Origin of the sequence: Acidovorax sp. 107, from assembly GCF_003058055.1 — a bacterium.
In the GTDB taxonomy this organism is placed as follows: Bacteria; Pseudomonadota; Gammaproteobacteria; order Burkholderiales; family Burkholderiaceae_C; genus Acidovorax.
In genome coordinates, this window is sequence record NZ_QBTZ01000001.1 from 2,789,971 (window position 1) to 2,803,883 (window position 13,913).

Annotated in this window: 14 protein-coding genes; 10 read left to right on the forward strand and 4 right to left on the reverse strand. The window is 66.0% G+C overall.

What is annotated here, in order from left to right; genetic code table 11:
• Positions 1–74: 74 nt before the first annotated feature.
• On the reverse strand, positions 75–962 hold the full coding sequence (locus C8C99_RS13090) for a LysR substrate-binding domain-containing protein (RefSeq protein ID WP_056647797.1): 888 nt from the start codon (positions 960–962) through the stop codon (positions 75–77).
• A gap of 137 nt (positions 963–1,099) precedes the next feature.
• Between C8C99_RS13090 and C8C99_RS13095 the strand changes: the two genes are divergently transcribed.
• From C8C99_RS13095 to C8C99_RS13130, 8 genes are all read left to right on the forward strand, one after another.
• Complete coding sequence (locus tag C8C99_RS13095) at positions 1,100–1,849, forward strand: SDR family NAD(P)-dependent oxidoreductase (protein WP_056647794.1); 750 nt, start codon at positions 1,100–1,102, stop codon at positions 1,847–1,849.
• Positions 1,850–1,930: 81 nt separating this feature from the next.
• A complete protein-coding gene (locus tag C8C99_RS13100) occupies positions 1,931–2,914 on the forward strand; it encodes a TRAP transporter substrate-binding protein (RefSeq protein ID WP_056647790.1) in 984 nt (327 codons plus the stop codon).
• 52 nt (positions 2,915–2,966) lie between these two features.
• The gene (locus tag C8C99_RS13105) at positions 2,967–3,467 is read left to right on the forward strand and encodes a TRAP transporter small permease (protein WP_056647787.1); all 501 of its coding nucleotides are present in this window, start codon (positions 2,967–2,969) and stop codon (positions 3,465–3,467) included.
• Positions 3,464–4,723, forward strand: coding sequence for a TRAP transporter large permease (locus tag C8C99_RS13110; RefSeq protein WP_056647783.1), 1,260 nt, complete (start codon positions 3,464–3,466; stop codon positions 4,721–4,723). The genes C8C99_RS13105 and C8C99_RS13110 overlap by 4 nt, the downstream gene beginning before the upstream one ends.
• 28 nt (positions 4,724–4,751) lie before the next feature.
• Positions 4,752–5,579, forward strand: a complete 828-nt coding sequence (locus C8C99_RS13115) for a transketolase (protein ID WP_056647781.1) — start codon at positions 4,752–4,754, stop codon at positions 5,577–5,579.
• 15 nt (positions 5,580–5,594) lie between these two features.
• The gene (locus tag C8C99_RS13120; protein ID WP_056647778.1) at positions 5,595–6,602 is read left to right on the forward strand and encodes a transketolase family protein; all 1,008 of its coding nucleotides are present in this window, start codon (positions 5,595–5,597) and stop codon (positions 6,600–6,602) included.
• Positions 6,599–7,924, forward strand: coding sequence for a glycerate kinase (locus C8C99_RS13125; RefSeq protein WP_233247219.1), 1,326 nt, complete (start codon positions 6,599–6,601; stop codon positions 7,922–7,924). The genes C8C99_RS13120 and C8C99_RS13125 overlap by 4 nt, the downstream gene beginning before the upstream one ends.
• A 48-nt stretch (positions 7,925–7,972) precedes the next feature.
• Positions 7,973–8,473, forward strand: a complete 501-nt coding sequence (locus C8C99_RS13130; RefSeq protein ID WP_108625967.1) for a nuclear transport factor 2 family protein — start codon at positions 7,973–7,975, stop codon at positions 8,471–8,473.
• Between the two features lie 62 nt (positions 8,474–8,535).
• On the opposite strand, the gene C8C99_RS13135 is transcribed toward C8C99_RS13130, so the two are convergent.
• From C8C99_RS13135 to C8C99_RS13145, 3 genes are all read right to left on the reverse strand, one after another.
• Positions 8,536–9,132: an IPTL-CTERM sorting domain-containing protein gene (locus C8C99_RS13135; RefSeq protein ID WP_146186026.1), complete on the reverse strand. Its 597-nt coding sequence runs from the start codon at positions 9,130–9,132 to the stop codon at positions 8,536–8,538.
• A gap of 79 nt (positions 9,133–9,211) precedes the next feature.
• Positions 9,212–10,027 (reverse strand): sterol desaturase family protein, encoded by an 816-nt coding sequence (locus tag C8C99_RS13140; protein ID WP_108625968.1) that lies wholly within the window; start codon positions 10,025–10,027, stop codon positions 9,212–9,214.
• Between the two features lie 30 nt (positions 10,028–10,057).
• Positions 10,058–10,912: a YecA family protein gene (locus C8C99_RS13145; protein ID WP_108625969.1), complete on the reverse strand. Its 855-nt coding sequence runs from the start codon at positions 10,910–10,912 to the stop codon at positions 10,058–10,060.
• Between the two features lie 221 nt (positions 10,913–11,133).
• Between C8C99_RS13145 and C8C99_RS13150 the strand changes: the two genes are divergently transcribed.
• Complete coding sequence (locus tag C8C99_RS13150) at positions 11,134–12,879, forward strand: FMN-binding glutamate synthase family protein (RefSeq protein ID WP_108625970.1); 1,746 nt, start codon at positions 11,134–11,136, stop codon at positions 12,877–12,879.
• A complete protein-coding gene (locus tag C8C99_RS13155; RefSeq protein WP_108625971.1) occupies positions 12,876–13,685 on the forward strand; it encodes a hypothetical protein in 810 nt (269 codons plus the stop codon). The genes C8C99_RS13150 and C8C99_RS13155 overlap by 4 nt, the downstream gene beginning before the upstream one ends.
• The last annotated feature ends 228 nt before the right edge of the window (positions 13,686–13,913 follow it).

Genomic DNA, 13,913 nt, shown 5'->3' on the forward strand with positions numbered 1-13,913 from the left:
AATTCATGAAGACAAGCGACGTTTATTCAGGGATACATGAAATCAGTTCATTCACCGCCCCCGCCTGACCGATCTCATCGCCCTTGGGACTGCAGCGCCTCCTCGCGCACCCAGTCCAGAAACCGCCGCACCTCGGGCCGGGCCGCGTGGCGCCCCGGGTAGACCAGAAAGTGCGCCTGCACCTGCAGCTCCACCTCGGGGCCGAACACAGGCTGCAGGCGGCCTGTGGCGATCAGGGCCTGGCCCAGGCTGGTGCTCTCCAGCGCCACGCCCAGCGACTGCACGGCAGCGTCCAGGCTCATCATCGCGCGGTCAAAGCGCAGCGCAATGCGCTCGGGCCGCTGGCCAGGCAAAAACCGCGCAAACCAGTCGGGCCACTGTGCCACGTTGACCACCGACTGGATCAGCGGCACGCGCAGCAGGTCTTGCGCCGTATGCACCGCATGGGTGCGAATGAACTCGGGGCTGGCCAGCGGCATGACTTTTTCAGCAAACACGGGTTCAACCTCGAGGTGCGGCCAATTGGGCAGCCCGTAGCGGATATCGATGTCTACCAGGCCCAGCTGAAAGTCCGAATGCACGTGCGAGGCCGACAGCGACAGCGCAATGTCCGGGTGCCGCCGCGTGAAACGCGAGATGCGCGGCATCAGCCACAGGCTGGCAAAGCTGGGGCTGCAGTGCAGGTGCAGCGTGTCCTGCATGCCGTGGCGCAGGCTTTCGGTGGCGGTGTTGATGGCTCCGAGCGCGTTGGCCACGCGCTGCAAGTAGCTTTGCCCTGCCGGGGTCAGCTCCACGCCTCGCGCCGAACGCTCAAACAACCGCACCCCAAGCAGCCCTTCGAGCTTGGCGAGCTGGTGGCTCACGGCCGAGGGCGTGAGGTTCAGTTCGCCGGCGGCCAGCGAAAAGCTCTTGCGGCGGGCAATGGCTTCAAACGCCTGCAGGGCACTCAGGGGAGGAATCATGTGGATGACAGTTGTTCACTTATTGCGACGCAACATGAACGAAATTAAATCTTGGGTGAGTTTATATCGTTTGTTTTCAAAGACCCTGCCTTCCAGAATCCAGCCCATCGCAATGCAGTACATACAAGGAGACACGCATGCTGCTCAAAGACAAGGTTGCCGTCATCACCGGCGGTGCGGGACTCAACGGCCTGGGTTTTGCCACGGCACGCATGATGGCCGAACAGGGCGCCAAGGTGGTGATCCTCGATCTGGAAGGGGCCAACCCGCAGGCCGCTGCTGCCCGGCTCGGCACAGAGCACCTGGGGCTGGTGGCCAACGTGACCGACAAGGCCTCGTGTGAGGCGGCGGCAGCAGCCATCCAGGCGCGCTATGGCCACATCGACATCCTGGTGAACAACGCCGGCATCACGCAGCCGGTGAAGTTCCTCGATATCACGGGCGCCGATTACGACCGCATCCTGGACGTGAGCCTGCGCGGCACGCTCTACGCATCGCAGGCCGTGCTGCCGTTCATGGTGGCGCAGAACAGTGGCGCCATCGTCTGCATCTCGTCGGTGTCGGCACAGCGCGGCGGCGGCATCCTGGGCGGCCCGCACTACTCGGCCGCCAAGGCTGGCGTGCTGGGCCTGGCCCGCGCCATGGCCCGCGAATACGGCGGCAACAACATCCGCGTGAACTGCGTGACGCCGGGCCTCATCGCCACCGACATCAACAAGGGCAAGATCCCCGACGACAAGCGGCAAGGGATTCTGGACGGCATTCCGCTGGCCCGCATCGGCGAGCCTAACGACGTGGCCGGCTGCGTTGTCTTCCTGGCCAGCGACCTGGCCAAGTACTGCACGGGCGTCACGCTCGACGTGAACGGCGGCATGTTGATCCACTGACGTGGGCACCGACCGCTGCCACCCGGCCTTCCCACAAGCGCCATCCCCATAAGCCATACCAAAAACCCAGGAGACAAAACCATGCCATCGATCCACATTCTTCGCCGCACCCTGTTGGCCGCCGCCGTGGCAGGCGCAGCCTCATTCGCCTCGGCCCAACCCGTCAAGCTCACGCTGGCGCACGGCAACCCGCCCGACAACCCACGCCACGTGGCGGCCGTGAAGTTCGCGGAAACGGTCAAGGCCAAGACGGGCGGCCGCGTGGAGATCCAGGTGGCCCACTCAGCGCAACTGGGCGACGATGCCGCCATGGTGACGGCCCTGCGCTCGGGCACGCTGGACTTCTCGGCCAACAGCCAGGGCGCAGTGTCCGCCGTGGTGCCCGAATATGCCGCGCTGGGCATGCCGTTCCTGTTCGCCGATGCGCCCAAGGCCTGGTCGGTGATGGATGGCCCCATCGGCAAGGAGCTGGCCGACAAGTCGGCCGCCAAAGGCATGGTGCTGCTGGGGCTGTGGGACAACGGCGTGCGCCAGATGTCCAACAGCAAGCGCCCCATCAAGACGCCCGCCGACATGAAGGGGCTGAAGATGCGCACCCCGCCAGATTCGGTGACGGTGGACATCATGCAGGCCCTGGGCGCCGACGCGCAGCAAATCAAGTTCTCCGAGCTGTACGTCGCTCTGCAGCAGGGCGTGGTCGACGGCCAGGAGAACCCGCTGACCAACATTGCATCGGCCAAGCTCTACGAGGTGCAAAAGTACATCTCGCTCACGGGTCACAAGTACGAGAGCACGCCGTTCCTGATGAGCAAGCGCTCGTGGGACCGCATGGCGCCGGGAGATCGCCAGATCGTGGCAGACGCCGCCACAGAGGCGACGCAGTTGCAGCGCCAGCTGAACAAGGAGATCGACGATAAGCTGGTCGCTGACCTCAAGGCCCGGGGCGTGCAGGTTGACACGGTGGAGCGGGACGCTTTCATGCAAGCCGCCCAGCCGGTCTACACCAAGTGGCTGGCCAGCCCCATTGGCAGCTTTGTCGGCCGCGTGCAGCAGGCCGCCCGCTGATTCCTTCGCCATTCCGGGGCGCACCGGCTGGTGCGCCCGCAAGGAGATCCTGATGAATCCTCTTTTGAGAGCGGTGGACACTGCCATCGCCTGGTGGTGCCATGCCGTGCTGTATGTGACGCTGTCGGTGGTGTTCGCCATCCTGAGCATCAACGTGGTGTTGCGCTACGTGGCTGGCACCAGTCTGTCTTGGGCTTCGGAACTACCTGAGCTGATGTTTCCCTGGATGATCATGGCCGGCGTGGTGCTGGCCGCCCAGCACGGATCGCACATTGCCGTGGTGCTGGTCACGCAGAAGCTCGGCGCTGCACGGCGCTGGGTGCTCACCGCGGGCTCGCTGGTGGTGGTAACGCTGTACCTGGGTCTGTCCTGGGCCGCGTGGCCCGTGTTCGAGATCGCAGCAGACGAGCGCAGCCCCATCATGCAGGTGCCGGGGTCGGTGAGCGTGGGCTGTCTGCTGCTGGGCTTCGTGATGCTGGCCGTTGTGACGCTGTGCCGGCTGCCTCAGGTGTGGCGCGGTACCGCGCACGACGAACCGGGAGCCGACGCATGACCACACTCATCATCGGCCTCTTCATCCTGGCCGCGCTGGCCTCCATACCGATCGCGCACGCGCTGGTGCTGGCGTCTGTCTGTGGGCTTCTGATTATTGACCGTGTGCCCGTACACCTGGCGGTCGAACAGATGATCACGCAGACGCAGAGCTTTCCGCTGATCGCCATTCCCTTCTTCATGATGACAGGCGCGCTGATGGTCAGCGGTCGGCTGGGCCAGAGCCTGGTGCAGCTGCTCAGCATGATGATCGGCCGCGTGCACGGCGGCCCGGCGCAGGTGGGGGTGCTGTCGTCCACCATCTTCGGCGGCGTGTCCGGCTCCGCCGTGGCCGACGCCTCGGCCATTGGATCCATGCTGATCCCCTGGCTCAAGAAGCTGGGCTACCCGGCTCCGTTCGCGGCTGGCACGCTGGCAGCGGCGGCCACCATCGACATCCTGATCCCGCCGTCCATCCCGATGATCGTGTACGCGCTGGTGTCGGGCGCCTCCATCGGCGCGCTGTTCGTGGCCGGCATCCTGCCGGGGCTGCTGATGTGCGGCGGCTTCATGGCCGTGTGCTACATCCAGGGGCGCCGCCGCAACTTCCCGCGCGACACCACGCCCTTCGAGTGGCCGGCGTTCCTGCGGCAGCTGCTACATGCGGGGCCGGCATTGCTGATGCCGGTGCTGATCATCATCTTTCTGCGCTTCGGCATTGCCACGCCGACCGAGGTGAGCGTGATGTCCACGCTGTACGCGCTGGTGGTGTCAGGCATCGTCTACCGTGACCTGACCATCGCCAAGCTCAAGGCCGCTGCGGTGGAGGCCGGCATCTCCACAGGAGTGGTGCTGCTGATCATCATGGCCTCCAGCGTCGTGGGCTGGATCGTCACCTACGAGCAGCTGCCTGCCGCCTTCACGCTGTACGCAAAGGAAACGCTGCAGTCGCCGTGGCTCATCATCCTCGCGATGAACCTGATCATGCTCGCCACGGGCATGTTCATCGACCTGCCGGCGGCCGTACTGCTACTCACGCCCATGTTCGTGCCGCTGGCGTCCGCCGTGGGCATGGACACCGTGCAGCTCGGGATCATGATGATCGTGAACCTGTCCATCGGGCTGTACCACCCGCCCATCGGCACCACCTTGTTCATCACCAGCTCAATCGCCAAGGTGCGCATCGGCGACGTGGTCAAGGAGCTGATTCCCTTTTACATGGTCGCATTGCTGTTGCTGCTGGGCTTTGCCTACCTGCCGTGGCTGACCTTGCACTGATGATCCTTCACCCGGAGACGAACGATCCATGAGCACCCTCCAACACATTGCACAGGCCGCATGGCGCATCCGCCGCTTCGCCGTGCGCATGGGCGAAGTCCAGGGCCAAGGCTACGTCGGCCAGGCACTGGGCTATGCCGACGTCCTGGCCACGGCCTACGCCCACGCGCTGAACCTGCGCCCTGACGACCCACAGTGGGACGGTCGTGACCGTTTCCTGCTCTCGCATGGCCATTACGCCATCGCCTTCTATGCCGCACTCATCGAGGCCGGCACCATCCCCGAATCGGAGCTGGAAACCTATGGCAGCGACGACAGCCGCCTGCCCATGTCCGGCATGGCCACGTACACGCCGGGCATGGAGATGTCGGGCGGCTCACTGGGACAGGGCCTGCCCATCGCTGTGGGCATGGCACTGGGCCTGCGCCACCGGGGCAATCCGGCGTTTGTCTATAACTCCATGTCCGACGGAGAGCTGGACGAAGGCTCCACCTGGGAGGCCGCCATGTCTGCCAGCCACCACCGGCTGGGCAACTTGATTTGCATCGTGGACATCAACAACCAGCAGGCCGACGGGCCGTCGAGCAAGGTGATGGGCTTTGAGCCGCTCACCGACAAGTGGGCGGCCTTTGGCTGGCATGTGCAGCGCGTGGACGGCAACCACCTGCCGGCCGTGGTGCGCGCCTTCGACACGGCGCGCCAGCTGGCAGAGCCCAGGCCCCGGGTGATCCTGTGCGACACGCTCATGGGCAAGGGCATTCCCTTCCTGGAGTCGCGCGACAAGAACCACTTCATCCGCGTCGATCCGCCCGAATGGCAACAGGCCCTTGAGGTACTCGATGCCCATCGTCCTTGAACCCGGGGCCACACCATGAACACTGCAGCAACCGACAAGAAACCCCGGCTGACCACCTCGGCCATGATCGCCTCCATCGCGTCCGAAGGGCAGCGCGTGAAGGCAGCCCCCTTTGGCAAGGCGCTGGTGGAATACGCCGCCAGCCACCCCGAAGTGGTAGGCATGACGGCCGACCTGGCCAAGTACACCGACCTGCACCTGTTTGCCCAGGCTTACCCCGATAGATTCTTTCAGATGGGAATGGCCGAGCAGCTCCTGATGGGCGCGGCAGGCGGCATGGCCAAGGTGGGCCTGGTGCCGTTTGCCACCACCTACGCGGTGTTTGGCACCCGGCGCGCCTACGACTTCATCCACCAGGTGATTGCCGAGGAGAGCCTGCCCGTCAAGATCTGCTGCGCCCTGCCCGGCCTGACCACTGGCTACGGCCCCAGCCACCAGGCCACCGAAGACCTGGCCATGATGCGCGCCATCCCTGGCCTGACGGTGGTGGACCCGTGCGACGCGCTGGACATCGAGCAGGCCGTGCCGCAGATCGCGCAACACCCCGGCCCCGTGTACATGCGCCTGCTGCGCGGCAACGTGCCGCTGGTGCTGGACGAATACGACTACCGCTTCGAGCTGGGCAAGGCCAAGCTGCTGCAGGACGGTGCCGACGTGCTGGTGATCAGCAGCGGCTTCATGACCATGCGCACGCTGGAGGTCGCCAAGCAGCTCGCCACCGACCACATCAGCGTGGCTGTGCTGCACTGCCCCACGATCAAGCCCCTGGACAACGCCACCATCCTGGCCGAGGTGCGCAAGCCCGGCCGGCTGGTGGTGGTGGCCGAGAACCACTCCACGGTGGGTGGCCTGGGCGAGGCCGTGGCAGGCCTGCTGCTGCGCGAGGGCGTGACACCGTCGCGCTTTCGCATGCTGGCGCTGCCCGATGCGTTCCTGGACGCAGGTGCCCTGCCAACGTTGCACGATCGCTACGGCATCTCTGCCGACAAGATGGCCGCCCAGCTCAAGCAGTGGCTGGCGTGACGGCACCGCCGCCCCGCGGAGGCACTGCAACGCCCGGGGGCTTTTTGCGGGGGTTGTTCGACATCGCCGTGCGCGCCGCGCAGCCGGTGCACCGCATGGCGCAGGCGCTGCCCGCGCCGCCTCGGGGACGCACCGTGGTACTGGGTGCGGGCAAGGCGGCTGGTGCCATGGTGCATGCGCTGGAGGCCCTGTGGCCACAGGATGCGCCGCTGTCCGGCCTGGTGGTCACGCGCTACGGGCACACGCCACCTCTCCCGACGGGTCTACCCGCGCGCATCGAGATTGCCGAGGCCGCGCACCCCGTGCCCGATGCGGCCGGACTGCAGGCCGCTGAACGCATGCTGGCCCTTACCCATGGCCTTGCAGCCGACGACCTGGTGCTGTGCCTGATCTCGGGTGGCGGCTCGGCCCTGCTGACACTGCCCTGCGAGGGCCTGACGCTGCAGGACAAGCAGACCCTCAACCGCGCGCTGCTGCACAGCGGGGCCACCATTGCCGAGATGAACTGCGTGCGCAAGCACCTGTCCCGCATCAAGGGTGGCCACCTGGCCGCCGCCTGCGCGCCCGCCCAAGTGGTCACCCTGGCCATCAGCGACGTGCCGGGCGACGACCCTGCCGTCATCGCCAGCGGCCCCACCGTGCCCGATGACTCCACCTGTGCCGATGCATTGGCCATTCTCACCCGCTACGGCATCACCCTGCCCCACGCCGTGCAGGCCGCGCTGCGCCGCGGCGACCTGGAAACCCCCAAGCCCGGCGACCCGCGTCTGGCCGGCCAGCAGGTTCACCTGCTGGCCACGCCCCAGCAGTCGCTACAGGCAGCGGCTGAGGCAGCGGGTGCAACCGGGCTGGCCGTGTACCTGCTGGGCGATGCCATCGAGGGCGAATCACGCGACGTAGGCCGGGTGCACGGCGCCATGGCGCGTGCCGTGGCCCAGGGGCGCAGCAGCCTGCAACGGCCGTGCGTGTTGCTCAGCGGCGGGGAAACCACCGTCACGGTGCGCCGGGCCGAGGGCCCCGCCCCGCGCGGGCGCGGCGGCCGTGCGGGCGAGTTCTGCATGGGCGTGGCCGAGGCCCTGCAAGGGCAGCCTGGCGTGTGGGCCCTGGCAGCGGACACCGATGGCATCGACGGCATGGAGGACAACGCGGGCGCCATCGTCAGTCCCGATACCTTGGCACGGGCGAATGCCCTGGGCCTGGACCTGGCCGGGCACCAGCAGCGCAACGACGCCTACGGATTTTTCTCAGCCCTGGGCGACCTGGTGGTGACCGGTCCTACCCATACCAACGTCAACGACTTTCGGGCACTGCTCGTGCTGTGATGACCGGAGCGTGCGTGTAGCATGGGCAGCCCTTGAGGAGGAGAACCCATGCACCCCAACGCCCAGACCCTGCAACTCTTTTACACCGCGTTTGCGCAGCTGGACCACGCCACCATGGCCGCCTGCTATGCACCCGACGCCACTTTTGACGACGAGGCCTTTTCCCTGAAAGGCCGCGAGCAGGTGGCAGGCATGTGGCGCATGCTGTGCACTGCCACCCAAAAGCCCGGCGCCGCCGAACACTGGAAGCTGGAGTTCAGCGGCATTGACGCCGATGCGCAGGGCGGCAAGGCGCACTGGGAAGCGCACTACCTCTTCAGCGCCACGGGGCGCAAGGTGCACAACATCATCGACGGCACCTTCACCTTCACGCCCGACGGGCTGATCGCCACCCACCGCGACCGCTTCAACTTCTGGCGCTGGGCGCGGCAGGCGCTAGGTGCGCCGGGGCTGCTGCTGGGCTGGTCGCCATCGCTCAAGCGCAAGGTGCGTAGTACAGCGGCGGGGAATCTGAAGAAGTTTCTGGCGCAGGAGGCACGGCCGCTATGACCCGCACACCAGGCCCGCGAAATACGACACAAGCCCCCTGTGCAATTGGCTGCGCTTGAGCTTCAAGTCTTCTTGCGACGCACCGCATTGAATGCCGATGCTGTCATGGCCAGCAACAGCGCCATAAGCCCCCATTCGCTCAGTGTCGGAACAGAGGTTGCGCTGGCAGCCAGCACGTTAAGCGTGGCGTTGGCGGCAGGGGCACTGCCGGCACTGGAATTCAGGCCCGTAGTGACGTTATTTTTTACGCCCGGCGCTGTCGCCGTGACCTGAACAGAAAAGGTGCAACTGCCCCCTGCGGCCAGCGCCCCGCCGGCCAAGGCCACCGCGGAGGAACCCGGTACGGCGGTCACCACGCTACCGACCCCACAGTCGCCCACCAAACCGTTGGGAGTGGACACCGCCAAGCCAGCAGGCAAGTTGTCCGTGAACGTGATGTTGTTAGCAGCCCCCCCCATCCGATTGATGGTGAACGCCAGCGAGGTAGAGCTTCCGACCGCCACGCTTGGCACTCCAAACGCCTTGCTAAAAGTAAAGACAACGCCCGCTTGCGCGCCAGTTGCCCACAATGCGCCGGCGCCGATCAACAGCGCTCCCATCCAACGAACTTTCGACATATCGTCCTCTAAAAAATGCAGGCTTTCTGAACGCTCAATCAAGAGAGTGGCGTTTGTACTTCAATGTTTTGAAAATGTCTTCCAAAAAATGACCGCGCGCACTCGGTCTTGAACTAGCGCCTCAAGGCAGCTTGTCAAAGGGTTGGCTCAAGGCCCGCCAGAGCCCGTCAGGCCGGGCATCGTTGTCGTTGGCCAGTCCCAGGTGCATGTCCTTGTGGCCCAACACTGGTTGCACGCAGTAGGTTCCTGCCAAGTGGTCCCACCAGGGGAACACCATTCCGAAGTTGCTGTTGCCCTCATCCATGCGTTCAGAATGGTGCACACGGTGCATATCCGGGGTCACCATGACCCAACGCAGCCTCCGATCCCAGCGCAAAGGAATCGCAACATTGGCATGGCAAAACGCGGAGTGCACCAGTTGAAACACCGCGTACAACAACAAGGAGACAAGAGGAATGCCCAGCGCCGCGCAAAGCATCAGCGTCAGTGCAGCAAGTGCCGCCACTTCCAGCGGATGGTGTCGCACACTGGTCGTCACATCGAACGCGGCGTCTGCGTGATGCACTTGGTGCATTCGCCACAGTAGTGGAATGGAGTGCGAAGCACGGTGCAGCAGATACTGAATCGCATCAACCAGCAAAACGCCAATGACGATCTTGGGAACACCGGGCAATGCCGATCCGGCCAACCCTGTCCACTCTAAGGACGTCCCCAGTCGTACCGCTGCGGTCTGCACGGGCTCGGCCACCCACCACATCAACAGACCACCCAACCCATACAGCAATAGATTGACCTTTCTCCGCCCTTGGCAGCCTTCGCCGGTCACACGGCGAGGCCAGAAGTGCTCTGTCAAAGCAAGAATGCCCAGGACCACCGAGAACAGTACGTACTGCCCCCATTCAAAGTGATCCATCACGGCCTGGATGAATTGCGCCATTTTTGCGTTTGCAGGGAGGTCCAAGAGGACTCAAGCCCCGTGGCACTTCTTGTATTTCTTGCCGCTACCGCAGTGGCAAGGGTCATTGCGCCCTGGCTCGGGTGCCTTGCGCACGGTCTCCACGCGCGGGCCCATGCTCTTCCACAGCTGGCGGAGGTCGTACACCGCCCAGATGGCTTCGCCGAAGGCTTCCACGCGCGCCTGGCTGGTGCTGGGTGGGCCGTCTTCGTCGTACATGCAGACTTCGGGCTTGCCGGTGTCGTCTTCGGTCAGGGCCACGATGCGGTCCAGCGCGTCGTCCAGCCACTTGGCGGCTTCCTTGTCGCGCGGGGCGGCCCAGTCTTCGGGCCAGTTCTCCACGGCAAACATGAAGCCCAGCGCCCAGACCTGGCCGAAGGACGGGATCTCCTGGTCGTCGCCCATCTCCGCGCGCTGCTCGTCGGTCAGGCTGGCCACGGCACCGCGCATGTCCATGGCTTCGGGCTGGAAGGTGCGATCGTCATCCAGCGTCTTCACATCGGTGTCGAGCTGGGTCACGATCTCGGCCCAGCGGCGGTCCCACAGCTCCAGAAACCGCGCCTGCTGTGCGGCGTCGGCAAACGCGGGCAGCAGCGGCAGCGGCGCGCCCTCCGCCACGTCCAGCTCGGCCCCGTCACCCAGCAGCATGGGCAGGTATTCGGCCGGGGCAATCGGGCGGCGGCTGCAGATCAGCGCCGTCATGAAGCCGTCGCAGAACTCCCACTGCGGAATTTCCTCGCCGCGCGCGCGCAGGTCGTCGAGGATGTTGTCGATCTCCTCCAGCTCCTGCGGGCCCAGCGCAGCGGCCGGGGCGGTCGTGGGGTCGAGTTCGTCAGTGGCGGGGGTGGGCGATGTGGGTTCGGTCATGTTGGCTCCGGTCGTCAAGGGAGAAAGCGGGGATTGGCGGGCAAAGTTTTACTTTTATGATGCGCAGGCCTTGTGCCACGGCCATGTCACGGTCATGGTGCAGCAGCGGCACCGCAGACGTGGGCTGGGGCGGCGCAAGGCAGGCCGCTCACCACCCGGCAACCCGATAAAAAGGCGGTCAGTGTAGCCCTCCCGCGCCGCGGCCCAGAACCAGGACCTCCATGATCCACCAACTGAACTCCCTGTACCCGGTGCGCTACACGGCTTTTGTGCTGTGCGTTTTCGGGCTGCTGTTGTCGCTGTTTGCGCTGGTGGCCTTTCAAGTGGGGCTGCCCGTGGTGCTGGTGTTCGCGGCCCTGGTGGCTTTGGGCGTGTACGACCTGCAACAGTCGCGCCACGCCATCCTGCGCAACTACCCGGTCATCGGCCACATCCGCTTCATGCTCGAATACGTGCGGCCCGAGGTACGCCAGTACTTCATCGAGAGCGACAGCGAAGCCGCGCCGTTCTCGCGCGCGCAGCGCTCGCTGGTGTACCAACGCGCCAAGGGCGACCCGGACAACCGGCCCTTTGGCACACACCTGGACGTGGGCGCGCAGGGCTACGAATGGGTGAATCACTCGCTCGCGCCCACACAGCTGCCGTCGCACGACTTTCGGGTGTGGATCGGGGGCAGCCCCGATGCGCCGTCGCAGTCCGTGTCGCCCTGCACCCAGCCTTACCACGCCAGCGTGTTCAACATCTCGGCCATGAGCTTCGGCGCGTTGTCGGCCAACGCCATCCTGGCGCTCAACCAGGGCGCGAAAAAAGGCGGCTTTGCGCACGACACGGGCGAGGGCAGCATCAGCCAGCACCACCGGCTGCATGGGGGCGATCTGATCTGGGAGATCGGCTCGGGCTACTTTGGCTGCCGCAACCCCGATGGCACGTTCAGCGAAGAGCGTTTTGCCGCCAATGCCACCGACCCACAGGTCAAGATGATCGAGCTCAAACTAAGCCAGGGTGCCAAGCCGGGCCACGGTGGCGTGCTGCCCGGCGCCAAGGTGACGGCCGAGATCGCGGCCGCACGCGGCGTGAAGGAGGGGGAAACCTGCATCTCGCCCGCCAGCCACAGCGCGTTCCACACCCCGGTGGAGATGATGCAGTTCATCGCAAAACTGCGCCTGCTCTCGGGCGGCAAGCCCACGGGGTTCAAGTTCTGCCTGGGCCACCCGTGGGAGTGGTTTGCCATCGTCAAGGCCATGCTGGTCACCGGCATCACGCCCGACTTCATCGTGGTGGACGGCGCCGAGGGCGGCACGGGCGCGGCGCCTGTCGAGTTCACCGACCACGTGGGCGCGCCGCTGCAAGAGGGCCTGCTGCTGGTGCACAACACGCTGGTGGGCGTGAACCTGCGCGACCGCGTGCGCCTGGGCTGCGCGGGCAAGGTGATCAGCGCCTTTGACATCGCGCGCATGATGGCGCTGGGTGCCGACTGGTGCAACGCGGGTCGCGGCTTCATGATGGCGCTGGGCTGCATCCAGGCGCAGAGCTGCCACACCGGCCACTGCCCCACCGGTGTGACCACGCAAGACCCGCTGCGCCAGCAGGCGCTGGTGGTGCCCGACAAGGCCACGCGCGTGGCGCAGTTCCACCGCAGCACGCTGCACGCGCTGCAGGAGCTGGTGCAGGCCGCCGGCCTGCGCCACCCCCAGGACATCACGGCCCACCACATCGTGCGCCGCATCAGCGACACCGAGGTGCGCCTGCTGTCCAACCTCATCACCCGCATGCAACCCGGCGCGCTGCTGGGCCCGCTCGACGCGCAGCACAACGTGTTTCGCCTGTACTGGCCCCTGGCCAGCGCCCACAGCTTTCAGGCCAGCGAGCCTGCTCTGGAGCCGTCGGTGCCACACCATGTGGAGATGGTCCACGCCGCCGCCGCAGCGGGCACGGCTGCCGTGGTGGCGGGAGATGCGGCCGCATGACAACGAACGTTTCGGCCATCGACTACAGCGCCTTTCTGCGCCAGCAGCTGGCCACGCAGCCTCACAACGTGATGAGCCATGTGCTGGGCAATGAGCAGATCTGGATCAAGCGCGCAGGCGCCCCCCATGGCACGGGCCGCTACCGCGCCATGGCCATGCTGGCAGGCCTGCTGCGGCTGCCGGTGCTGCGCCCTGTGCCCAACCCGGGCGGCCCCGCCGCCATTGCCACCGAGGTGCGGCGCCTGCGGGACCTGGCCGCTCGCGGCGTGCGCGTGCCCGAAGTGCTGGCCGCGCAAGAGAATGGCTTTGCCATGCGCCACCTGGGCCGCGTGGGCGAGGAGGCCCATTCACTGGGCAACGCGATCGAGCGGACGCTGCGTGCGCATGACCCCGCCGCCGTGCTCTCGCTGTGGCAGCAAGGGCTGGACGCGCTGGCCCACGTACACCACCAGGGCACCTGCCTGAGCCAGGCGTTTGCGCGCAACATGGTGCGCGACCCCAGCGGTGCGGTTGTCTGCATCGACTTTGAGGACGACCCGGCCGCCGTGTTGCCACTGCCGCTGTGCCATGTGCGCGATGCCCTGTGCTACGCGCACTCCACCGCCATCTTCTTGCACCAAAGCGGCCGGCTGCCCGAGGCCCGCGAACGCTGGGCAGCATGGGTCGCACAGGGCGACGAGGAGATGCAGGCGCTGCTGGCGACCAGTATCCGCCGGATGGGATGGATGCGGCACCTGCCCGCGAGCCGTCGGCTGGGGCGGGATTTGCAGCGGGTGCGGGCGGCGTATGACCTGCTGGTTCCGTAAGCCACGGTGTGCGTCCGGGGCCAGATCGTGGAGTCAAGCAGTCATGCACAGATGAACCACCGGCGCAGCCCTCGTTAGCGGGCGGTCGTCATCCGCTGGCAGCACCAGGCCGAACAGCGATTTAATGTGCAGACGGAGCTTCGCTTCGACCTATTTCTTTGCAATGACCTCTCCTGCCGCCGCGATTCCCGGCCCTTCAGCGCCCGCTCCGTTGCCTCCCCCCGATAC

Coding starts and splice junctions, on each gene's coding strand:
- C8C99_RS13150 (WP_108625970.1), top strand. CDS start 11,134: ATGATCCACCAACTGAACTCCCTGTACCCGGTGCGCTACACGGCTTTT.
- C8C99_RS13155 (WP_108625971.1), top strand. CDS start 12,876: ATGACAACGAACGTTTCGGCCATCGACTACAGCGCCTTTCTGCGCCAG.
- C8C99_RS13110 (WP_056647783.1), top strand. CDS start 3,464: ATGACCACACTCATCATCGGCCTCTTCATCCTGGCCGCGCTGGCCTCC.
- C8C99_RS13130 (WP_108625967.1), top strand. CDS start 7,973: ATGCACCCCAACGCCCAGACCCTGCAACTCTTTTACACCGCGTTTGCG.
- C8C99_RS13095 (WP_056647794.1), top strand. CDS start 1,100: ATGCTGCTCAAAGACAAGGTTGCCGTCATCACCGGCGGTGCGGGACTC.
- C8C99_RS13090 (WP_056647797.1), bottom strand. CDS start 962: ATGATTCCTCCCCTGAGTGCCCTGCAGGCGTTTGAAGCCATTGCCCGC.
- C8C99_RS13105 (WP_056647787.1), top strand. CDS start 2,967: ATGAATCCTCTTTTGAGAGCGGTGGACACTGCCATCGCCTGGTGGTGC.
- C8C99_RS13145 (WP_108625969.1), bottom strand. CDS start 10,912: ATGACCGAACCCACATCGCCCACCCCCGCCACTGACGAACTCGACCCC.
- C8C99_RS13115 (WP_056647781.1), top strand. CDS start 4,752: ATGAGCACCCTCCAACACATTGCACAGGCCGCATGGCGCATCCGCCGC.
- C8C99_RS13100 (WP_056647790.1), top strand. CDS start 1,931: ATGCCATCGATCCACATTCTTCGCCGCACCCTGTTGGCCGCCGCCGTG.
- C8C99_RS13120 (WP_056647778.1), top strand. CDS start 5,595: ATGAACACTGCAGCAACCGACAAGAAACCCCGGCTGACCACCTCGGCC.
- C8C99_RS13140 (WP_108625968.1), bottom strand. CDS start 10,027: ATGGCGCAATTCATCCAGGCCGTGATGGATCACTTTGAATGGGGGCAG.